Here is a 20,490-nt window from a genome sequence, read left to right as displayed (position 1 = left end):
GTATGATAGAAAAAACAACATGTACTGCTTCAAAGAAAGGACGGTTAGAATATGGTGGCAATTGGTTTAATGCTTTACGGCTTTATCGTTCAACCTCTACTTAGTTACGGCACAGTGGTTTTGTTTTTGTATGGAATCATCGCTTCATTTATTGGTCTGATTCGGCATAGACAGGATGTGTGGATGTATGTTCTCCGCTTGCTCGTTTGTTTTACTATTCCAGTAACCAATCTGTTAATGTATTTCGCAACCATCGGTGGAGATGAAAGAGACTTTGATTTCCAGCCGATGCCGCCAGTTTATCATCTTGTTTTTATCCTAGAAATCATCATCGTCTTTTTACCAGAGATCTTTTTACTGATCGAGAGAAAGCGGAGTATCAAAGGGAAACAGTGGATATATGCAGGGGCCATTGTGGGGATCTCGGTCTTGTTTTGGTGCACGATTTGATTGAAGGCTAACTGACAACTAAGTCTTTTTCGCCTTTTTGTTGCGTAACCTCTTTCGCCTCACTTTTACAAAAGTAATGGAAAGAACAAAGATAGAAATTCCGAGAAACTTAAATAGAAAACGGGTGAAGAACGATGAATCATCGAAACCTGTAGCGATGATGATCGATCCGATGCAAATCCCAAAGAACGCTAGTAAATAAGTAAAAAACATAATATCACTCCTTAAGCGTGGAATAGATCCATATTTTCCATTATGAGGTAGATAAGGAGATAAAGAAACAAAAAAAGAACCCTTCATCAAATGAAAGGTTCTTTCGCTTGCTTATGCCTGCTTGACGACCGAATCGACTTCTACTGTCCAGCCGAAGATATCTGGCTGAGTTCCTTTTTGGATTCCAGTAATCGCTTCGTACAATTTCTTCGATACTTCGCCTGTTTGACCATTTTGAATGACGTATGGCTGATCGTGATAAATTAATTCACCGACAGGAGAAATGACGGCTGCCGTTCCTGTCCCGAAGATTTCTTCAAGTTCACCTGACTGATGTGCTTCGATTAACTCATCAATTGAAATTTTACGTTCTGTCACAGGGATTTCCCAATGCTTTAACAGCTCAAGCACAGAATTCCGTGTGATCCCTTCTAAAATGCTGCCGTTCAGTTCAGGCGTCACGATTTCTCCGTTGATTTTAAAGAAGATATTCATACTACCGACTTCTTCAATATACTTTTTCTCGATGCCATCAAGCCACAGGACTTGTGAAAATCCTTTCGTTTCAGCAACTTGCTGTGCTTTCAGGCTTGATGCATAGTTTCCAGCTGTTTTGGCATTTCCTGTTCCGCCTTTAACAGCGCGGACAAATTCGTTTTCCACCGCAATTTTGACCGGATGAATGCCTTCTTTATAATAAGAACCTACTGGAGATAAAATAATGATCAGCTTATAGGTGCTTGACGGTGCAACACCTAAATAGGGCTCAGTAGAAATAATGAATGGACGAATATACAAAGAAGTGCCCTCTGCATCAGGTACCCAATCCTTATCAATGCGAATGAGTTCATTTAAGCCTTCTAAAACCGTTTCTGTATCAATTTGCGGGATACATAGGCGGTCATTTGATCTGTTTAAGCGTTCCATATTTTTTTCGGGACGGAATAAGAGAATCTTTTGATCCTCAGACACATACGCCTTCAAGCCTTCAAAAACAGATTGGCCATAATGATAAACCATAGAAGCTGGATCCATTGGAATCGCCTGATAAGGGATAATTCTCGGATCATACCAGCCTTTATCAATTGAATAATCCATCACAAACATGTGGTCTGTGAAGATTTTTCCGAATTCAAGTTGATCAGATTGAGGTTTTGGTTTTTTTGTTGAACTAAGTTCAACGCGGATGGGTTGTTTTGGCATCGTAAATCTCCTTGCTGTTTGATTATTTGAAAATTCTAATAATATGAAATAATTATGATTCTATTCTATACCTTCACAAAATATTAGCAATAGGTTTTCTGGAATTCAGACAAGAAAAATCTGTTAAAGCGCTTTCCTCCTCTCTGTCGTGGTTTTACTGAAGTTTCCCCTTAGAAATAAAATCCAATTTCATTATTAACTGATTAATCTGACAATTTAAAAGCGATTTATTTTCCTGTAAGATATTCTTTCAACCATACACCTTTTGACTAGTACATTGCAAGGGGCATTGCCATATTTTAATCCTCTTTTTTTTAACCGATAAAGGTAGAAGAGAGTGGAAGGGAGCAAACAACGAGATGAAACGAATGATATCAGGCGCCTTATTGATTTTATTGATGACCGCCATTAGTTTTGGCTGTCAAGCGATGACGGAGGAGGCTGGTGCGAAGCAAGGTACTGCCTATTACGTCGCAGCAAATGGGAACGACAAACATCCAGGGACAAAGCAAAAGCCTTTCCGTACGCTGAAAAAAGCGGCAAGTATCGCGAAAGCTGGGACAACAGTTTATATGAGAGGCGGTACATACAAAGAGAGATTGATTGTCCGCCATTCTGGAACAAAGAAAGCACCAGTTGTTTTTCAAGCGTATGGAAAAGAGAAACCTGTCATTAGCGGAGCATCTCTTAAAGGAAATCAAGCAGACGGAGGTCTCGTGAAGCTTGACCAAAAAAGCTATATCACCCTGAAAGGTTTGACAGTCGGTCATATTAAAACGAATCAAGAAGATGTGACACCCATCGGTATATTCATCACAGGAAGCGGCAAAGGCGTCAAACTGCTTAACAACCGTGTGTACGACATTCAGACGACACATCAAAATGGGAATGCTCATGGCATTGCGGTCTATGGAACGAAAGCACCTGCAGCCATTGAAGACATCGAAATCAAAGGAAACACTGTGGAAAAGTTAAAGCTGGGTTTTAGTGAAGCCCTTGTGCTAAACGGAAACGTGAAAAAATTCCGTGTGACACATAATACAGTCCGGCATACGGACAATATCGGGATTGATTTAATTGGTTTTGAGAATGTCGCACCTTCTAAAAAGTATGATCAAGTGCGAAATGGTGTCGTATCTAGAAACAAAGTTTATGAGATTACGAGTGTTGGGAATCCAGCGTACGGCAAGGACATCTCCGCAGGAGGAATCTATGTGGATGGCGGGAAAGACATCGTGATTGATCATAACATCAGCCATCATAATGACCTTGGGATTGAGGTCACAAGTGAACATAAAGGGAAGATGGCCGAACGCATTCGCATTGAGCACAATCAAGTATATTTAAATCGTTATACAGGCATCTCCATTGGCGGCTATGACAAGAAGCGGGGCGGAACCACAAACACGACCATCTCCCATAACATTTTGTACAAAAATGACACAGCCGGCTTAGAAGGCGGTCAATTGCTCATGCAATATCAATCGGTGAACAATCGAATCACGAATAATATCATGACAGCCAGTGCTTCGCATTACTTAGTCGTGAATCTCTACGAAGTGAACAAGAAGAATACATTCCAAAAGAATGTCTACGATGACCGCAAAGGTGCAAAAGCCTCACAGTGGGTATGGCGCGGGAAATGGCTGGAAGGCTACAAAACGTATCGCTCGAAAAGCGGTCAAGATAAAGGATCAGCACACCTCAATCCCCAATTTGTGAATGAGAAAAAATATGATTTCCGTCTTAAGGCATCATCACCTGCTAAGAAAATCATCGGCAGTTAAACAAGGCATTCGGTGCAAATGATCATTTTAGAAATTTTCAAAAAAGTCATTGACATTGATGAGACATCACATTAAAGTAAAGAAGACATTTCAACTAAAACAAATTTCATAACGGATCTCTTATCAAGAGAGGCAGAGGGACTGGCCCTATGACGCCCAGCAACCGTTTCTATTTAAGAAATTGGTGCTAATTCCTGCAAAGCTGTTACAGCTTTGACAGATAAGAGAGGAAGACTTCCCGATACATGTTTCATGCAACGGTGATCAAGCCTCTCTTTATCAAGAGAGGCTTTTTTGATCTCTTTTTTTAGAATCAAAAGACTGGGTTCACAGGCATATTTCCACTTCTTTACCTAGTTTTCCGATGTGAAAAATAAAACAACTTGAGGAGGAACAGCAATGAAACGTAAATATTGGACATCATCTCTTGTATTATTGACGGTCCTGACCGTGCTATTATCTGGTTGCGGTACGGGATCAAGCGCAGGCTCAAAGGCTAATGCAAACGAAAAGGTCTCCTTTGACAATGTCCCGAAGCGATTTGCAAAAGGACAGGGAGCAAAAATTAAAGTCATCCGTAAAATTGGCGGGGACGATCATACTGCTCAGTTTTTAGCAGGAACGAAGGCAGAAGGTGAAGCGCTAGGCTTTACAGTAGATGTCTACACGGCAAATGGTGATACGGCGAAGTTTCATGATGCTATTTCTCAAGCACTAGAAGAAAACTATGATGGCTTTATCATCTCTCATGGGGATGATGAGGCGACAGTCGCTGATGTGAAGAAGATCACAGCGAAAGGCATTCCAGTTGTGGCGTTTGATTCAAATCCGAAGCTGAAGGACATCAAAGGGGTCACAGTGACGTCTCAAGATGACGAGCAATTAGCGAAAAAATCATTAGATGCACTCGTGGCTGATTTTAAAGGGAAAGCAAATATTGCGTATCTTTGGGTAGACGGATTCCCTCCAATGGTGAGACGAAACAAGGTGTACCAAGAAACGCTCAAACAGCATACAGGAATCAAGGAACTTGACCGATTTGGCGTTGCGGCCTCTGATACATCAGTTCAAACACAAAATGCGGTTGCGGCTATGCTAAATAAATATCCAAAGGGTAAACTGGATGCGATTTTTGCCACGTGGGATGCATTTGCGATTGGTGCCGCAAGAGCTTTAAAAGAAGCAGGAAGAACCGAAGTGAAAATATACGGTATTGATGTGTCTAATGCCGATCTGCAAGAAATGACTGCGAAAGACAGTCCTTGGAAGTACACTGCCGCTGTCGATCCGAAGCTCATTGGCGCAATCGACGTAAGGATTCTTGCGAAGAAACTAGCTGGCGAGAAAACGCCATCTTCCTATGACCTTGAGGCCTCTCTCATTTCACAAAAGCAGCTTCAGGATGCAGGAAAGGCCATCAATATGGTCAATCTTGCAGATGAAGTAAAAGGATTCGGATCATCGACTGCTTTTGAAGAAGACTGGATGAAGACCTTGAAGAAGCATTATGCAAAATAAACAACGTGCACTCTCTTTTCATAGAGGGTGTTTCGTTTTTCAATTGACGATCAGGAGAGAAGGAGGACACCTATGACAACGCCGCTAGTTCATATGAAAAACATTTCGATTGAATTCCCAGGAGTCAAAGCGTTAGATCAAGCAAATTTCACATTAAAAAAAGGCACAGTCCATGCCCTGATTGGGGCGAACGGTGCTGGGAAGTCAACGTTAATGAAAGTTCTCTCTGGTGCTCATTCACATTTTGAAGGAACCATCCACATCAATGGCGAGGCGGCGACCATTCATACACCGAAGGATGCGGCCTCATACGGTGTGCAGACCGTCCATCAAGAAGTGGATACAGCTCTAGTGCCTTATTTAAGTGTTGGCGAAAATATGATGATCCATGAAATGGAGAAAAAAACATTCGTCCGTTGGAAAGAGATTCACCGCAAGGCAGCACAGCTGTTACAAGAGATGGACATTGACATCTCAACGAAGCGTCTTGTGAGTGATCTGACACTGGCAGAAAAACAAATGGTGCTCATTGCCAAGGCTGTGTCGATCAAATGCAGCATTTTAATTTTAGATGAACCAACCGCTCCACTTAGTCATGCAGAAACAAGCAAGTTATTCTCAATGATTCATCAATTGAAAAAGAACGGCACAGGCATCATTTTTATCTCGCATCGCATGCCGGAGATTTTCAACATCTGTGATGAACTGACTGTGATGAAGAATGGAACTGATGTGGCGGCGCACCTCATTAAAGAAACAGATCCAAAGCAGGTCATTGAAGAAATGCTTGGCGCGCCATTAGAGGATCAATTCCCATTCCGTACACCGCTAGAGGATGCACCGATTGTGCTTGATGTGAAAGAGTTGCATGACCAGCATAAATTAAACAACATTCATCTTCATGTGAAAAAAGGAGAAATTCTCGGGATTGCAGGACTAGTCGGTGCTGGTAAAACAGAATTGTGCAAAGCCCTATTCGGCGCCTCAGAAAAAAAATCAGGCACTGTGCAGCTGCATGGTCAAACCATTCATATCAAGTCGCCTCATCACGCTGTGAGAGCGGGTATTGCCCTTGTGCCTGAGGAACGGAGAAAAGAAGGGATTCTAACAGAAGAAACTGTTGGATGGAACGTAACAGCTGCAAGTCTACGTTCGTTTACACGGCCGTTCAGCTTCTTACATCGTTCTAAGGAACGGAAGGCAGCAGATGGAATCGTCAAGCGGCTTGGCGTCAAGACACCTTCTCTTGAAGCGAAGGTGAAGCATCTATCCGGTGGAAATCAACAAAAGATTGCGATTGGAAAATGGCTGTTGGCTGAGGCGGATGTCTATCTCTTTGATGAACCAACCAAAGGTGTAGACGTTGGAGCCAAAAAGGACATTTTCTCCCTCATTGCAGAGCTAGCTGCAAGAGGAAAAGCGGTTGTTTATGCTTCAAGTGAGCTTTCAGAAATTGCAGGAATTGCCGACCGAGTATACGTCTTATATGATGGCAGCATTGCCCGGGAAATGACGGCACCAATGACTGAAGAAGAGCTTTTATATCATTCAACAGGAGGACAATCATGAGTGAACGACAAGTTTCAGCCCCAGTTCAACAAATCAAGAAACAGCGGCCATCCTTTCATCTGTTTGATTTCTTTTATCAATATGGCACCATCTTAACGATTGTCGTATTGATTGTTGTCTTTGCGGCAGCCAATCCGGCATTTTTACAGTCAGGAAATATCATCAATATTTTACGATCGATCTCGATTGTAACCATCATTGCGGTAGGGCTGACGATCTCCCTAGCAGTGAACGGCTTTGATTTATCTGTAGGCTCAGTTGCTACGTTATCAAATGCAATTGTGATCTCCATGTTTGTATGGTTCTCGCAAAACCCACTCATTGCGATCCTTTCTGCGCTGGCGGCTTCTCTTATTGTCGGTTTGCTGAATGCTTGGATGATTGTCAAAATGAAGATTCCAGATATGCTCATGACACTAGCCATGATGTTTATCATTCAAGGGCTCGCACAAACCTATACGAAAGGTGCGACCATTTCTGAAAATATGGTGCTGCCTGATGGCACTTTTTCAACTGGCACCATCCCTGCCTTTTTCAGCAAGATTGGGCAGGTCCCCTTTATCATTTTGATTATGGCGGCCATTGTGCTTTTTGCCCATGTTTTTATGACTTACACAAAGCATGGGCGATTGATGTATATCATCGGTGGAAATAAAGAAGCCGCTCGATTATCTGGTATTCATGTGAACAAATACAAAATCGCAGCATATCTGTTGTCTGCCTTATTTGCGGCGATCGGTGGTATCGTGCTGGCATCAAGGGTGATGACAGCAGAAATTAACGCAGGAACGCCATATTTAATGGATGGGGTAGCTGCTGCTTTTATCGGTTTTTCAGTCATGGGAGCAGGTAAACCAAACGCATTCGGTACATTTATTGGTGCGGTGCTCATCGGTATTTTGCAAAATGGACTTGTGATGATGTCTGTCCCGTATTATGCAATGGATATCGTGAAAGGATCTGTGCTTGCACTGGCACTCGCGCTGACTTATTACAAACAACGGGGCTAAGATGTATTTTTTTAAAACCATTTGTGTCCTCTCTCCGTCTAGTAAACGGAAAGCAGTGTAACAGCTGTTTGCCAAAAGGAGATGACAAAAAGAATGAATATGTCAGCAACTCATGTAGAAGATTTGAAAAGTGTCATGGAAGACTGGAAAAATGAATTATTAGTATATAAATTTGCATTAGATGAAATGGATACAAAGTTTTCGATTATTAGTCAGGAATATAATTTAATCCATGGACACAACCCAATAGAGCATACAAAATCACGGATCAAATCCTTTGAAAGCATCGTGAATAAACTAGCGAGAAAAGGATGTGACATCACCACACAATGTGCCAAGGAGTACATACATGATATCGCTGGTGTCCGCATCATCTGTTCGTTTATTCAAGATATCTATAACATTATTGATGTTCTGAGGCAAAGAGAGGATTTAAAGATCCTTGAAGTGAAGGATTACATTCAGCATCCGAAACCAAATGGCTATCGAAGTCTTCATTTAATTGTTGAGATTCCTGTTTACTTAACGAATCGTGTGGAGCATGTGAAGGTTGAAATTCAGGTGCGGACCATTGCGATGGATTTCTGGGCGAGTCTCGAACATAAAATCTATTATAAACTGCAAAACGATGTTCCTCATCAGCTCACCGATGAACTAAAGGAAGCGGCAGATATCGCTCACTACTTAGATGAAAAAATGCAAAATATCAAACGAGAAATTGATTAACCAATAAAAAGAGTAGCTGTTTTGAATGACAGCTACTCTTTTCAGTCTTATTAAGGGTTGGTGCCTCGATCTCTCTTTTGAATGATCGTACCGTCATCTTGCGATTGTGCGGACGGGCTGCCTTTTTGTGTAGAAGTGCCAATCCAAACACCTGTGAACAAGAGCGTAAAAATCGCACTTGAGATCAGCCATTTTTTCATCATACATCACTCCATCTTCTTAACAAGTTTTGAATGACAATGCCTTGTTCTGAAAATACATCGCTTCTTTCGGAAGACCATTTTCAGTTAAGTAGGCGGCTACATCCTGACAGATAGCCTCAAGATCAACAAGGAAATTCATAGATTCTAATTGATCACAATAAGAAATGATCTGCTCAATCATGTTGTCTGGCTGGAGCATCAATGTTTCTAAAATGGATAATTTAAGTGAAATGTTTCGTTGTTTTAAATTTTCTGCTTTTTGAAGTGAAAGCTGTACATAATAGTGGAACAAACCAGGCTTTTTCAGCTTAAACAGCGCTTTCGTGTAGGCATACAAGGCCAGTAAATAGCCGCCTGGAGAAGAAGTTTCGAATGCCTCAATCAATAAAGCCTTTTCTAGGAGCGGTACAGCTTCACTGTATTCATTTCTTAGACTTTTAATAAAGGCTGCATTGCAATACGCGTGACCAAGTAAATCTGGATCCTCCATCTGTTCGAGTGAGTGAATCACCTGTCCAAACAAAGCTTCTGCCTCTTCATATTTCGATTGATCCGCATAATTCAGAGCAAGCATCATTTGACAGCTGATTGATTTTTTCACATAACATGGATCTGCGTCGTAAATAGACGAAGCCTTTTTTAAGTGGTGGATGGAGAGAAGTGTGGATCTTATATTATAGTATAGACATCCTGTTTTATAATGGAATTCTGCCTTTTCAATGTCATCATGTACGAGATCTAATTTATCCTCGGCCAATTTCAAATGGTGAAATGCTGTATCTTGATTCCCTCTGCGCATTTCATACATGCCTTTAAAGAAATAGAAATAGTAGCTGAGCATATCATCTGTGCGAATCGCATTTTCATCTACAAAAAGACTGTGATCTAACGAAGCTGTATCTTCGACTAAATCTTTGAAACGGTATTCTAAAAGTTGATAGTAGAGTAAGACGTCTTGATTCTCTTCCATTCGATCAAATGCTTGAAGAATCTCTTCTTTTAGCTGTATTGCTTCTTGTATGTCTCTTTTTTTCATCAAGACATACCAGTCATTTAGCATATTTGCTACATCAACGGATGACAAAACACCTGTTTCTGCCAATTGGTATCCTCCTTTCTTCACTTATTCATTTCTGCTGATTCTTATTTGTCTGAATCATCTTTCCATATTAAGTATCTTCTTATATTTTAAGCGGTCTATCTCAATTTGTAAAACATGTTTTTTGATGTAAATTCAACCAGTAGTGAAAAAAATAGGGAGTAACGATTGGATTGTATACGCTTACATTTTTTTAGGTAAAAAGAGGATATTGAAAAAAATATATCAGGATATCAATAGAGGAAGAGAGACAGTGAAAGAGGGTTTTTTCATAGATGAGAAAGAAGTGTTATTTATAAAGGAGTGTTCGCGGTTTTTTGTGAGATTATATCACATGAATATTGTGAAACATGCTTCTTTCAGAATAAAATGAGTTATTCGCAAAAAAGTAAAATTTAAAGAGACTATCGATCTAGAATTGTATGGATCTTTGGTATTGATAAAAAATATCACACAGTATAGCTTTAGCGTGGTATAGTAAGATTGTTGTTGCGAATATTTAGACAAAACTGACAATTGGGGGTCGTGTTTTATGAAGAAATCGATGTTACTGATCATGGGACTAATTGTTGTGCTCGTCATGGCAGCCTGTGGTTCAAAATCAGACAGCGGTTCGGGAGAAGGCAAAGGCACATATAAAATCGGGATAGATGTAACATATCCGCCATTTGAATTTGAAAAGGGCGGTAAAACTGTGGGAATAGACGTTGATTTAATTAACGCCATTGCGAAAGACCAAGACTTCAAAGTGAAGCTTGAAGCAATGGATTTCTCAGGGATTATTCCAGCGATGCAAGCAGGTCAGCTTGATGTTGGAATGGGTGGTATGAGTATTACAGATGAGCGTAAAAAGAAAGTGGATTTCTCAGATCCATACTTCGACGCTGGTCTGACAGTTGTTGTGAAAAAGGACAGCAGCATCAAATCAATTGATGATTTAAAGGGGAAAAAGCTAGCTGTTAAAAATGGGACAACAGGTGCAAAATTTGCAACAGATAACGCAGACAAATATGGGTATGAAGTAGTTCAATTCAATGACAGTCCATCTATGTTCCAAGAAGTATCTAATGGAAATGCAGATGCTTTAATTGAGGATTATCCTGTCATTACGTATGCGATCGCACAGCAAGACTTGAAATTGAAAACAGTTGGAGATCGCTTGAATGGAGACCAATACGGGATCTCAGTGATGAAGGGGAAAAACCAGGACTTATTGAAGAAAATCAATAAAGGGCTGGAAAACCTAAAGAAAAACGGTGAATATGACAAAATTATTGAGAAATATTTGAAGTCATAACACAAGCGAGGCGCGCTCAGAGCGCGCTTTCTTTATGTGTCAACCGTATGTGAATTAGGGAGGGAGAAACATGGATACGATTGTTAATGCATTTCCGTATTTAATGGAGGGTTTGCAAACCACTTTATATATCTTTGTTGTTGCTATCATTTTAGGTTTTATCATCGGGTTAATTGTGGCGCTATTCCGCCTATCACCATTTAAAATCTTGAACTTTATTTCACTCGTTTTTGTCAATGCCATTCGAGGAACGCCATTTATCGTACAGCTATTCTTCATTTATTTTGGGTTAAATACACTTGAATTCATTTCACTTGACCGAGTGCCGGCAGGGATTATTACAGTAGCGATTAACGCAGGAGCTTATTTCTCAGAAATTATTCGTGCAGGGATTCAGTCCATCGATAAAGGACAAACTGAAGCCGCACGCTCTTTAGGATTCACAGGTGGACAAAACATGCGCTTTATCGTCCTTCCACAGGCATTTCGCCGTATGCTTCCAGCCATTACTAACCAAGCCATCATCAGTTTGAAGGACACCTCTCTTTTATCGATTATCGGTATTGCTGATATCATGCAGCGGGGACAAGTTCAAGCATCGGCTACCTTTGATCCTTTGAATGTCTGGCTCATTGTCGGTGTCATTTATTTCGTGATCATTTATTTACTTTCTCTACTGGCTAGCTACGCAGAAAGGAGATTTGATGTGAAATGAGTATGATTACGGTGAAAAACTTAAAGAAATCCTTTGGTGACAACGAAGTTTTAAAGGATATTAATGCAGTCATCGAGGAAAAAGAGGTTGTATGTGTCATTGGTCCTTCAGGATCAGGGAAAAGCACATTTCTAAGATGTCTCAATAAATTAGAGGATATTACGGCTGGGGAAGTTGTTGTCCACGGACATACGATTACAGACCCAAAAGTGAATATCAATAAAGTACGACAAGAAGTTGGTATGGTGTTTCAGCACTTTAATTTATTTCCTCATAAAACCGTGTTAGAAAATATCACGATCGCACCGGTGAAAGTAAAAGGGATGGAGAAGAAAGCCGCAGTCGATAAAGCATTAGACTTGCTTGAAAAGGTCGGCTTGAAAGACAAGGCCAAAAGTTACCCTAACCAATTATCTGGTGGACAAAAACAGCGTGTTGCCATTGCAAGAGCTTTGGCGATGGACCCGAAAGTGCTCTTATTCGATGAGCCGACATCTGCTCTTGACCCTGAGGTCGTTGGGGATGTTTTAGCTGTTATGAAACAATTAGCAGTCGAAGGAATGACGATGATTGTCGTCACACATGAAATGGGCTTTGCAAGAGAAGTGGGAGACCGCGTGATCTTTATGGATGGTGGATATATCGTCGAAGAAGACAAACCAGAAGCACTCTTTGGAAACCCACAGCATGAACGTACCAAATTGTTTCTTAGTAAGGTGCTATAAAAAAAGAGTAAGAGCAGGTATGCTCTTACTCTTTTTCTTTGTGACGAGAATGAATATACCGATTCGCATGCATTTCCTAGGAAATATTATCGTTGGAAGAACTCAATCCACTCTTGGTCTGGCCCTCGGAAAAAGAAGTAGCAATAGCCATTAGGTAATGTTGTGATTTCTTCATCTATTAGCTCAATTTGCAGCTTTTGAATACGGTTGAATTCAGCGTGAATATTATCTGTTGTGAAGGCGAGGTGGTGGACCTTTCCTTCAGATGGAAGGTCGCTGCTATACCCTTGAATGAGTTCAATTTCCGTTTCCGCTTCGTCTTTAAAGCCAAGAAAGGCAAGTTCAATGACTCCGTTTGTATGAGTGATGCGATCCTTTAATTTCATGCCCACCACTTTTTCATAAAAATCAATGGACTGATCAATATTTGTCACCATAATCCCTGTATGATCTAAGCGTAATGTTGTCAAAAAAGAGCCTCCTCTATGTCGAGTTGATATTTTTCTCCTCATCTTATCATAATAGAAGTAACGTATACATTCATATGGTAGGATAGAGAGAGTCAATTTAGGATAAGGATGACACAAATGAAAAAAATCTCATTAAAACAAACATTTGCAGAACAAGTGAAAAAGGGATATCCGCTTATTTCAAAAGATGCTGTGTCGCGTGTGAACGGTGTACAGGAAGGCGAGCTCATTGAATGGGTAGATGAAAGAGGCTCTTTTTTAGGGAAAGGATATTATGGTGTGCAAAATAAAGGCATCGGTTGGGTGCTTTCCTTTGACGCTAACGAAAAAATAGATCAGGCCTTTTTTGTTTCTAAACTTGAACAGGCATCCAAAAGCAGAACGCATCTATTTCGTGATGCACAGACGACGGCTTTCCGTGTGTTCAATGGAGAAGGGGATGGAATTGGTGGAATCACGATTGATTATTATGATGGATTCTATCTCATCCAATGGTATAGCGAAGGTGTTTATACATTAAAAGAAGATGTATTGGTTGCGATTGAGCAGGTGTACCCTGACTATAAAGGCATTTATGAAAAGAAGCGATTTGATACGTCTGGACAATATATCGAAGATGACGATTTTGTAAAAGGGGAGAAAGGTGAATTTCCTCTTATCGTCAAAGAAAATGGGATGAACGTGGCGGTTTATCTAAATGATGGTGCGATGACAGGTATTTTCCTTGATCAGCGTCATGTGCGAAAAGCAATTCGAGATCGCTATGCAAAAGGAAAGACCGTCCTTAATACGTTCTCTTATACCGGCGCTTTCTCTGTAGCAGCAGCGCTTGGCGGGGCAAGCCGTACGACAAGTGTAGATGTTGCAAACCGTAGTTTGAAAAAAACATCTGAGCAGTTTGAAGTGAATGGCATTGATGTAGACGAGCAGGATATCAAAGTCATGGATGTCTTTAAATATTTCCCGTTTGCGGCGAAAAAAGGCTGGAGCTATGATGTCGTGATCTTGGACCCGCCTTCCTTTGCACGAACGAAGAAACACACATTCAGTGCAGCGAAGGATTATAAGAAACTATTAAAAGAAGCCATCCAGATCACAGCTGAGAACGGCGTCATTGTGGCGTCAACCAATAGCAGTGCATTTGGGATGAAAAAGTTTAAAGGATTTATTGCACAGGCCTTTAAAGAATCTGGGAAAACGTATCGTATTCTTGAGGAATATACACTTCCTGAGGACTTCCGTACAACGAAAAATTATCCTGAGGGGAACTATTTAAAGGTTGTCTTCATCCAAGCATAAGAAAAAGCCATTTTCCGATAAGGGGAAATGGCTTTTTCTATAAGGCAAACGACATCAGGATAGGCGCTGCACATAATGTAATAATGGCCGAAATGATCATGGACACACTTGAGATCGTGCCTGAGACCGAGCTCAGTTCAAAGGCCTTCGATGTGCCTGCACCATGTGCTCCTGTACCAAGCAGAACACCCATTGCAATGTCATTATCAATACGGAAATAACGGATAACCAATGGCCCAATGATTGAGCCAAATAATGCTGTTAAAATGACGAAGACAGCCGTAACGGACGGCATCCCGCCAATCATTTCAGACACACTCATCGCCACGGGTGTTGTGACGGATCTTGGGACGAGGCTCTCGATCAGACTCGTATCCAAATGAAACAATTTGGCGATAAACGCTGTTGATAAAATTGCAACGATAGAACCGCAAGCCACATTCAAAATAATTTCTACTGCATGCTTCTTCAGAATGTGAAAATACTTATATAAAGGAATGGCAAATGCCACAGTCGCAGGTTGAAGCATATTTGTCAGCCATTTTCCGCCTTGATTGTAAGCATCGTAAGGAATGTTCACGATTAACAGCAAGACCACAAGAACAACCGGTGTCACAAGTAAAGGGGAGACATAGACTTTCGGATGACGTTTATAAACCGCTTTTGATCCGAGATAGATCAGAATGGTTAGGATCAAGAATAGTCCGCCAACTAACATAGCTTTTTTCGCTCCTTTCTTTTCGCAATCATCTGCGTCATCATGCCAGTCGAGAGCATGACCACAAAGGTACTAAGTAAAACCACAAGGACAATACTTGTGCCAGATTGAGAAAGTAATGTTCCGTAATCAATCACGCCTACTGCTGAAGGGATAAAGAAGAGCAGCAGTTCTCCGAGCAACCATACGGCGCCAAGTTCAATCCATTTTAATTTAATGATGTTAAAATGAAGTAATAAGAAAATGACAAGAATGCCTAAGATCGTGCCCGGAATTCTTAAATGCAAAAAGGCCGCCAGCACATTCATCAATTTCGCAAAAGCAAATAAAGCCATAATCTGAAGGGTAGCAATCAGCGACGTTTTGAGCAATTGCACTTTCTGTTCACTCCTTTTTCTATATAAATTGTTCACTGTTTCACAAAAACAACACAACGTTCTAATCGGTGAGCTTACTTTAAAGTGTACAGCACGTTCTATTATAGGTAAAATACATATATCGAATAGTTAGTATTCCTTTTGTCTATAGAAAGGGTGAACCATGTGGACATCAGACATTTAACATATTTCTTAGAAGTGGCACGGTTAAAGAGTTTTACGAAAGCATCGCAATCGCTCTATGTGTCGCAGCCGACCATTTCCAAGATGGTCAAAAACCTAGAGGATGAGCTAGGTGTGCAGTTGTTTTACCGTAATGGCAGACAGGTTGAAATGACAGATGCTGGACAAACCATGTATACACAGGCGAGTGAAATCACACAATCCTTTCAGAATTTAACGAGTGAATTAAATGATTTAATGAATGTGAAAAAAGGACATATCCGAATAGGACTGCCTCCCATGATTGGATCAAGCTTTTTCCCAAATGTGATGGGGGAATTCCGCCAGCAGTATCCAGATGTCACCTTTCAATTGGTGGAGCACGGCTCCATTAAAGTAGAGGAAGGGGTAGAGGATGGATCATTAGATATTGGTGTCATTGTTCTGCCTGCAAATGATAAAATTTTTCATACATACACCATCATTAAAGAGAATATGAAGCTTGTCACCCATCCATCACATCCGATGGCAGGACGTGATGAGGTTCATTTGGCTGATTTAAAGGAAGAGTCTTTTATTTTCTTTCGAGAAGATTTCGTTCTGCACAGCCGAATCTTAAATGAATGTATGAATGCGGGATTCAGGCCGAACGTTATTTATGAAACGTCACAATGGGATTTCATCAGTGAAATGGTTGCTGAGAACCTTGGAATCGGGCTTCTGCCTGAACGGATTTGCCGTGATCTAGATCCTGATAAAGTGAGGATCATTTCCTTAAATCCGTCTATTCCGTGGCATTTGGGTGTCATTTGGCGAAAGGACCGCTACTTGTCCTTTGCTGCAAGAGAATGGTTAAAGCATACAAAATCCTATGTGTGGGATGCAGAGTAAAAGGGAGGACGATACAGATGAAATTAAGCTGCGTGTCTCATCTTTTGGAAAAGGTTCGAGCGGAAAATCCGCTTGTCCATAATATCACCAACCAAGTTGTGACGAACTTTACAGCGAATGGACTGCTTGCTTTAGGTGCTTCTCCAGTCATGGCAAATGCCAAAGAAGAAGTGGCAGAAATGGCGCAATTAGCGGATGCACTTGTGCTGAATATCGGCACACTAACAAAGGATACGGTGGAGGCGATGGTCATTGCTGGACAAGCGGCCAATGAAAAAGGTGTACCGGTTCTATTAGATCCTGTTGGTGTTGGTGCGACAACGTTTCGGACGAGTGCCGCGAAACAGCTGTTACAGCAAGTGGACATCACTGTTGTCAGAGGGAATGCTGCTGAAATAGCTCATTTAATTGGAGTGAATGGCTGGCAGTCAAAAGGGGTTGATGCAAAAGGGGCAAATGGAGATGTATCGTCTTTAGCAAAGCAGGCGGCAAAAGCCCTTCAAACCGTTGTGGCGATTACGGGAAAAGTGGATGTCGTGTCAGATGGAGAAGAGGTTCTATCTATTCATAATGGACACGAATGGTTAACCAAGGTGACAGGGACTGGCTGTTTACTCACCTCTGTCATAGGGGCATTTTGTGCAACAGGGGAACGGCCCATTCATGCGTCGGCATCAGCTCTGCTGTTTTATGGTGTCGCTGCAGAAAAGGCAGCTCAGCAGACAGAAGAGAAAGGGCCAGGCACCTTTCAAATCGAATTGTTAAACGCGCTATCCAATACAAATGGTCAAGATGTGATCACGTTAGGGAAAATAGGGGGAGTTTTGCATGACGAAGGTTGATCAGCAGCTAATCAAACAGCAATTATCGGTTTATTTTATTATGGGAACAGCGAATACAAGCCGGCATCCGCTTGATGTGGTGAAAGAGGCCATTCAAGGCGGGATCACGATGTTTCAGTTTCGTGAAAAGGGTGAAGGTGCTCTGCAAGGTGAAGAAAAGAAAAAAATCGCTCAACAGATTCAAGCACTTTGCCAAGAAGCGAATATCCCCTTTATCGTAAATGATGATGTACAGCTTGCAATAGATCTTGATGCAGATGGTGTCCATGTTGGGCAGGAAGATACACTTGCACAAGATGTACGGCAAAGAATCGGGAATAAAATATTAGGCGTGTCCACGCACAATCTAGATGAAGTGAGGCAAGCGATGAAGGACGGGGCAGACTACGTTGGGATGGGTCCAGTCTATCCTACAGAAACAAAAAAGGATACACGCAGTGTCCAAGGTGTTTCTTTAATCAACGAAGTACGTCAACACGGTCTTCACATTCCTATTGTGGGCATCGGCGGGATCACGTATGAAAATGCGGCACCAGTCATCCAAGCGGGAGCCGATGGCATTAGCATCATCAGCGCCATTAGCCAAAGCGCTGATCCGAAAAAAGCTGCGGAAGAACTAACATCTCTTGTCGAGTCAGAGAAAGCAGCTCTTTCATCTGTAAAAGACATGGATTGACTCATCCATGTCTTTTCTTATCTGCGTGAAAAATAGACAGTAGAGATACAATTGTGTACAATCTAATTGTTCGATTATTTTCGAAATGACAGGTAAATAAAGGAGAATGAATGATGGAAGTGCTCGATACGTATTTTCGCCGATATGATGAAGCGGGAAAAGGGCAAGAGCAAATGAACGAATTGCTGGCATTGTTTTCAGATGATGTCATGATTGTCTTAAATGGTGCTGAAAAGCCTGGCATCCAAGCGTTCACACAGTTTTTGAACACATTTTTCCACGTACATGAAGACATTAAGCATATGTGGGATGGCTGGGTGAAACGTGAAGATGGGAAGTATGAAACAAACTGGGCTGTTTGCGGAAAGTTAACAGACGGTCGTGTATATACAGCAGAAGGCATTGATATTGCGGAGCTGGATGATCAAGGAAAGATCGTTTATTTAGAAAACGTCCCGAAAAACCCAGAGTTATTCCAGCGATATTAAAAAGCCGGCAGAGCAGCCGGCTTTTTCTCATCAATCTGTATCCATATGCATACCTGTGTGTGCCTTTACTTGAATTTCTGTAAAGGTGTCTTCATCTGCTTTTTCAGAGGAGAAAATGGTGCCTAAGTAGGCCGCAAGGAATCCGAGCGGGATCGAGATAATCCCAGGGTTCGATAGTGGGATAAGCGGCTCTCCTGTGAAAATGGCTGCCCCTGATGGGTCCCAGACGCTTGGGCTGAGTGACACGATCAGGAGTGCGCTCAGAAGACCTGTTAAGCTTCCTGCGATAGCCCCTGTTGAGTTAAATCGTTTCCAAAAGACAGTGAAGATAATCAACGGTAAATTCGCACTTGCTGCCACTGCGAAGGCAAGTGACACAAGAAAAGCGACGTTTAAAGATTGCGCAAATAATGCAAGAATGATGGAAAGGATGGCCACGCCGATAGAAGCAAAGCGTGCCGCCTTCACCTGTTCACGTTCACTTGCTTTTCCTTTGCGAATAATCTGGCTATAAAAGTCATGAGCAAAGGCAGACGCGGCGGATAAAACGAGACCGGTGACCACTGCCAGTATAGTCGCAAAGGCAATAGCGGAAACAAAGGCAAATAATAAATCTCCCCCTAGGGCCTGTGCAAGCAGTGGTGCTGCCATGTTTCCTGCTGCATCGGCTGCCGTAATTGCATCTGTTCCGACAAAAGCAGCGGCACCGAAGCCGAGGAAAACCGTCATTAAATAAAAAATCCCGATGATCCACGTAGCGGATAGAACAGATTTACGCGCAGAAATGGCATCCTTTACCGTATAAAAACGGATCAAAATATGCGGCAAACCTGCTGTTCCAAGCACAAGTGCAAGGTTCAGAGACAGGGTCTCTAAAGGCACATCATATTTATTTCCCGGGTGAAGAAAAGCTTCACCAAGCGGGGTCGCTGTTTTCATCTGTTCAAACATCTTCAGCAGACTAAAATCAAACTTGGCAAACACAAGCAGCGAAATAATCAGCGTGCCCAGCATGAGAAGCACAGCTTTAGTGATCTGTACCCAGCTTGTTGCGATCATGCCGCCAAACACGACATAAATAGTCATCAAGACACCTACGATCAGCACCGCAATCCAGTAATCAATGCCAAGAAGCAGTTTGATTAATGCACCTGCCCCAACAAGCTGCGCAATCATATAAAAAGTGGAAACCGTGATGGTGTTAAAAGCAGCCACGCCTCGAATAGCAGGGCGTTTGAATCGTGCAGCAATCATATCAGCCATCGTATATTTTCCTAGATTTCGAAGCGGTTCAGCCACGACATAAAGGACGACAAGATACGCTACAAGAAAACCAATACTATAGAAAAAGCCGTCAAATCCATTTAAGGCGATCATGCCGGCGATCCCTAAAAATGAAGCAGCAGACATATAGTCCCCGGCAATGGCAAGGCCGTTCTGAAACCCAGTCAGACCACCGCCTGCTGTGTAAAAATCACTCGCATTGCTTGTTTTTTTCGCAGCAAAATACGTGATGACCAATGTGAGCCCTACGATCGCTATGAATAAAATAAAAGCGGTCATACTCATTCGTCATCACCTCTTGATTCAACTTTTAAAGCGCTTACATATTTGTCGAACTGAGCTGCTTTTTTTGCATAAAGTCCACATAAAACCCATGTCATCACAAATTGCGTGAGGGCAAATAACCAAGCCCACGTGATCGCTCCAATTGCTGGCGTGTTCAAAAAGGTGAAGTAGGATGTAGCAACCGGAAGTGAAAAGTAAAAGAGAAAAAAGAAAATCGTCATCGGTACGATAAATCTGCGTTTTTCCTCAAGAAGTTTTCGAAAATCCTTTGAAGCGGCAACCTTCTTATAATGAACGTTTTTGTCTGCCATCGTTTCCTCCTTTGTACGAATTAGGGACAAGGTACTCCAATGCATATGAGACGATCTGGTTGTTTATGACAGTATATCATAAAAAAGGCACCCGAAAAGGGTGATTAGCCTGATCAATTGTGGATATAAATATTGGGAAAATGAAAATAAACACAAGAAGCTGGAAATCAAA

Annotated in this window: 22 protein-coding genes and 1 riboswitch; of the genes, 14 read left to right on the top strand and 8 right to left on the bottom strand. The window is 41.7% G+C overall.

The features are described from left to right. Nucleotides 1-51 precede the first annotated feature (51 nt). A complete protein-coding gene (locus NST24_RS18325) occupies nt 52-450 on the top strand; it encodes a hypothetical protein (protein WP_025208200.1) in 399 nt (132 codons plus the stop codon). Between the two features lie 324 nt (nt 451-774). On the opposite strand, the gene NST24_RS18320 is transcribed toward NST24_RS18325, so the two are convergent. Then, the gene (locus tag NST24_RS18320) at nt 775-1,866 is read right to left on the bottom strand and encodes a branched-chain amino acid aminotransferase (RefSeq protein ID WP_008345553.1); all 1,092 of its coding nucleotides are present in this window, start codon (nt 1,864-1,866) and stop codon (nt 775-777) included. Nucleotides 1,867-2,225: 359 nt separating this feature from the next. On the opposite strand from NST24_RS18320, the gene NST24_RS18315 reads away from it, so the two are divergent. The 5 genes from NST24_RS18315 to NST24_RS18295 all read left to right on the top strand — a co-directional run bounded on the left by NST24_RS18315 (nt 2,226) and on the right by NST24_RS18295 (nt 8,476). Further along, nucleotides 2,226-3,653, top strand: coding sequence for a right-handed parallel beta-helix repeat-containing protein (locus NST24_RS18315; protein WP_125589333.1), 1,428 nt, complete (start codon nt 2,226-2,228; stop codon nt 3,651-3,653). A gap of 117 nt (nt 3,654-3,770) precedes the next feature. Next, nucleotides 3,771-3,880, top strand: a riboswitch (SAM riboswitch). A gap of 172 nt (nt 3,881-4,052) precedes the next feature. Next, nucleotides 4,053-5,171, top strand: coding sequence for a sugar ABC transporter substrate-binding protein (locus tag NST24_RS18310; protein ID WP_007497873.1), 1,119 nt, complete (start codon nt 4,053-4,055; stop codon nt 5,169-5,171). A 72-nt stretch (nt 5,172-5,243) separates the two neighbouring features. After that, nucleotides 5,244-6,740: a sugar ABC transporter ATP-binding protein gene (locus tag NST24_RS18305; protein WP_178929746.1), complete on the top strand. Its 1,497-nt coding sequence runs from the start codon at nt 5,244-5,246 to the stop codon at nt 6,738-6,740. Further along, the gene (locus tag NST24_RS18300) at nt 6,737-7,750 is read left to right on the top strand and encodes an ABC transporter permease (RefSeq protein WP_178929747.1); all 1,014 of its coding nucleotides are present in this window, start codon (nt 6,737-6,739) and stop codon (nt 7,748-7,750) included. The genes NST24_RS18305 and NST24_RS18300 overlap by 4 nt, the downstream gene beginning before the upstream one ends. A 93-nt stretch (nt 7,751-7,843) precedes the next feature. Beyond that, the gene (locus tag NST24_RS18295; RefSeq protein WP_007497867.1) at nt 7,844-8,476 is read left to right on the top strand and encodes a GTP pyrophosphokinase family protein; all 633 of its coding nucleotides are present in this window, start codon (nt 7,844-7,846) and stop codon (nt 8,474-8,476) included. 50 nt (nt 8,477-8,526) lie between these two features. Here the strand turns inward: NST24_RS18295 and NST24_RS18290 are convergent, their stop codons facing one another. Then, nucleotides 8,527-8,676 (bottom strand): hypothetical protein, encoded by a 150-nt coding sequence (locus NST24_RS18290; RefSeq protein WP_178929748.1) that lies wholly within the window; start codon nt 8,674-8,676, stop codon nt 8,527-8,529. A gap of 19 nt (nt 8,677-8,695) precedes the next feature. Then, nucleotides 8,696-9,781, bottom strand: a complete 1,086-nt coding sequence (locus tag NST24_RS18285; RefSeq protein WP_058337081.1) for a tetratricopeptide repeat protein — start codon at nt 9,779-9,781, stop codon at nt 8,696-8,698. Between the two features lie 529 nt (nt 9,782-10,310). Between NST24_RS18285 and NST24_RS18280 the strand changes: the two genes are divergently transcribed. The 3 genes from NST24_RS18280 (at nt 10,311) to NST24_RS18270 (ending at nt 12,515) form a co-directional block, all read left to right on the top strand. Beyond that, nucleotides 10,311-11,075 carry a transporter substrate-binding domain-containing protein gene (locus NST24_RS18280; protein WP_007497862.1) on the top strand — a complete coding sequence of 255 codons (765 nt, stop codon included), beginning with the start codon at nt 10,311-10,313 and terminating at the stop codon, nt 11,073-11,075. Nucleotides 11,076-11,145: 70 nt separating this feature from the next. Next, entirely contained in the window at nt 11,146-11,790 is a 645-nt protein-coding gene (locus tag NST24_RS18275; RefSeq protein ID WP_024719504.1) for an amino acid ABC transporter permease, read from the top strand. Then, nucleotides 11,787-12,515, top strand: a complete 729-nt coding sequence (locus tag NST24_RS18270; protein ID WP_007497858.1) for an amino acid ABC transporter ATP-binding protein — start codon at nt 11,787-11,789, stop codon at nt 12,513-12,515. The genes NST24_RS18275 and NST24_RS18270 overlap by 4 nt, the downstream gene beginning before the upstream one ends. 86 nt (nt 12,516-12,601) lie before the next feature. Here NST24_RS18270 and NST24_RS18265 read toward each other — a convergent pair whose 3' ends face one another. Next, nucleotides 12,602-12,985 (bottom strand): VOC family protein, encoded by a 384-nt coding sequence (locus NST24_RS18265; RefSeq protein ID WP_008345541.1) that lies wholly within the window; start codon nt 12,983-12,985, stop codon nt 12,602-12,604. A 117-nt stretch (nt 12,986-13,102) separates the two neighbouring features. Here NST24_RS18265 and NST24_RS18260 point away from each other — a divergent pair, with 117 nt between their 5' ends. Next, a complete protein-coding gene (locus NST24_RS18260) occupies nt 13,103-14,284 on the top strand; it encodes a class I SAM-dependent rRNA methyltransferase (RefSeq protein ID WP_342462087.1) in 1,182 nt (393 codons plus the stop codon). 37 nt (nt 14,285-14,321) lie between these two features. On the opposite strand, the gene NST24_RS18255 is transcribed toward NST24_RS18260, so the two are convergent. Together NST24_RS18255 and NST24_RS18250 are read right to left on the bottom strand one after the other, a co-directional pair. Further along, a complete protein-coding gene (locus NST24_RS18255) occupies nt 14,322-15,002 on the bottom strand; it encodes a CidB/LrgB family autolysis modulator (RefSeq protein ID WP_007497850.1) in 681 nt (226 codons plus the stop codon). Further along, nucleotides 14,996-15,379: a CidA/LrgA family holin-like protein gene (locus NST24_RS18250; protein WP_008345527.1), complete on the bottom strand. Its 384-nt coding sequence runs from the start codon at nt 15,377-15,379 to the stop codon at nt 14,996-14,998. Before NST24_RS18250 ends, NST24_RS18255 begins: the two co-directional genes overlap by 7 nt. Before the next feature lie 165 nt (nt 15,380-15,544). Between NST24_RS18250 and NST24_RS18245 the strand changes: the two genes are divergently transcribed. The 4 genes from NST24_RS18245 (at nt 15,545) to NST24_RS18230 (ending at nt 18,438) form a co-directional block, all read left to right on the top strand. Continuing rightward, complete coding sequence (locus tag NST24_RS18245; RefSeq protein ID WP_008345526.1) at nt 15,545-16,432, top strand: LysR family transcriptional regulator; 888 nt, start codon at nt 15,545-15,547, stop codon at nt 16,430-16,432. A 17-nt stretch (nt 16,433-16,449) separates the two neighbouring features. Next, on the top strand, nt 16,450-17,274 hold the full coding sequence (gene thiM / locus NST24_RS18240) for a hydroxyethylthiazole kinase (protein WP_024719502.1): 825 nt from the start codon (nt 16,450-16,452) through the stop codon (nt 17,272-17,274). Continuing rightward, nucleotides 17,261-17,950 carry a thiamine phosphate synthase gene (thiE, locus tag NST24_RS18235; RefSeq protein WP_047946593.1) on the top strand — a complete coding sequence of 230 codons (690 nt, stop codon included), beginning with the start codon at nt 17,261-17,263 and terminating at the stop codon, nt 17,948-17,950. The genes thiM and thiE overlap by 14 nt, the downstream gene beginning before the upstream one ends. A 113-nt stretch (nt 17,951-18,063) precedes the next feature. Beyond that, nucleotides 18,064-18,438, top strand: a complete 375-nt coding sequence (locus NST24_RS18230; RefSeq protein WP_008345523.1) for a nuclear transport factor 2 family protein — start codon at nt 18,064-18,066, stop codon at nt 18,436-18,438. 30 nt (nt 18,439-18,468) lie between these two features. On the opposite strand, the gene NST24_RS18225 is transcribed toward NST24_RS18230, so the two are convergent. Further along, nucleotides 18,469-20,007 carry a cation acetate symporter gene (locus tag NST24_RS18225; protein ID WP_007497838.1) on the bottom strand — a complete coding sequence of 513 codons (1,539 nt, stop codon included), beginning with the start codon at nt 20,005-20,007 and terminating at the stop codon, nt 18,469-18,471. Beyond that, a complete protein-coding gene (locus NST24_RS18220; RefSeq protein ID WP_024719499.1) occupies nt 20,004-20,318 on the bottom strand; it encodes a DUF485 domain-containing protein in 315 nt (104 codons plus the stop codon). The genes NST24_RS18225 and NST24_RS18220 overlap by 4 nt, the downstream gene beginning before the upstream one ends. Between the last annotated feature and the right edge of the window lie 172 nt (nt 20,319-20,490).

Source organism: Bacillus sp. FSL R5-0286 (assembly GCF_038593245.1).
In the GTDB taxonomy this organism is placed as follows: domain Bacteria; phylum Bacillota; class Bacilli; order Bacillales; family Bacillaceae; genus Bacillus; species Bacillus altitudinis.
This window is presented reverse-complemented; position numbering and strand designations above follow the sequence as displayed.

Coding starts and splice junctions, on each gene's coding strand:
- NST24_RS18325 (WP_025208200.1), top strand. CDS start 52: ATGGTGGCAATTGGTTTAATGCTTTACGGCTTTATCGTTCAACCTCTA.
- NST24_RS18320 (WP_008345553.1), bottom strand. CDS start 1,866: ATGCCAAAACAACCCATCCGCGTTGAACTTAGTTCAACAAAAAAACCA.
- NST24_RS18315 (WP_125589333.1), top strand. CDS start 2,226: ATGAAACGAATGATATCAGGCGCCTTATTGATTTTATTGATGACCGCC.
- NST24_RS18310 (WP_007497873.1), top strand. CDS start 4,053: ATGAAACGTAAATATTGGACATCATCTCTTGTATTATTGACGGTCCTG.
- NST24_RS18305 (WP_178929746.1), top strand. CDS start 5,244: ATGACAACGCCGCTAGTTCATATGAAAAACATTTCGATTGAATTCCCA.
- NST24_RS18300 (WP_178929747.1), top strand. CDS start 6,737: ATGAGTGAACGACAAGTTTCAGCCCCAGTTCAACAAATCAAGAAACAG.
- NST24_RS18295 (WP_007497867.1), top strand. CDS start 7,844: ATGAATATGTCAGCAACTCATGTAGAAGATTTGAAAAGTGTCATGGAA.
- NST24_RS18290 (WP_178929748.1), bottom strand. CDS start 8,676: ATGAAAAAATGGCTGATCTCAAGTGCGATTTTTACGCTCTTGTTCACA.
- NST24_RS18280 (WP_007497862.1), top strand. CDS start 10,311: ATGAAGAAATCGATGTTACTGATCATGGGACTAATTGTTGTGCTCGTC.
- NST24_RS18275 (WP_024719504.1), top strand. CDS start 11,146: ATGGATACGATTGTTAATGCATTTCCGTATTTAATGGAGGGTTTGCAA.
- NST24_RS18270 (WP_007497858.1), top strand. CDS start 11,787: ATGAGTATGATTACGGTGAAAAACTTAAAGAAATCCTTTGGTGACAAC.
- NST24_RS18260 (WP_342462087.1), top strand. CDS start 13,103: ATGAAAAAAATCTCATTAAAACAAACATTTGCAGAACAAGTGAAAAAG.
- NST24_RS18255 (WP_007497850.1), bottom strand. CDS start 15,002: ATGTTAGTTGGCGGACTATTCTTGATCCTAACCATTCTGATCTATCTC.
- thiM (WP_024719502.1), top strand. CDS start 16,450: ATGAAATTAAGCTGCGTGTCTCATCTTTTGGAAAAGGTTCGAGCGGAA.
- thiE (WP_047946593.1), top strand. CDS start 17,261: ATGACGAAGGTTGATCAGCAGCTAATCAAACAGCAATTATCGGTTTAT.
- NST24_RS18230 (WP_008345523.1), top strand. CDS start 18,064: ATGGAAGTGCTCGATACGTATTTTCGCCGATATGATGAAGCGGGAAAA.
- NST24_RS18225 (WP_007497838.1), bottom strand. CDS start 20,007: ATGAGTATGACCGCTTTTATTTTATTCATAGCGATCGTAGGGCTCACA.
- NST24_RS18220 (WP_024719499.1), bottom strand. CDS start 20,318: ATGGCAGACAAAAACGTTCATTATAAGAAGGTTGCCGCTTCAAAGGAT.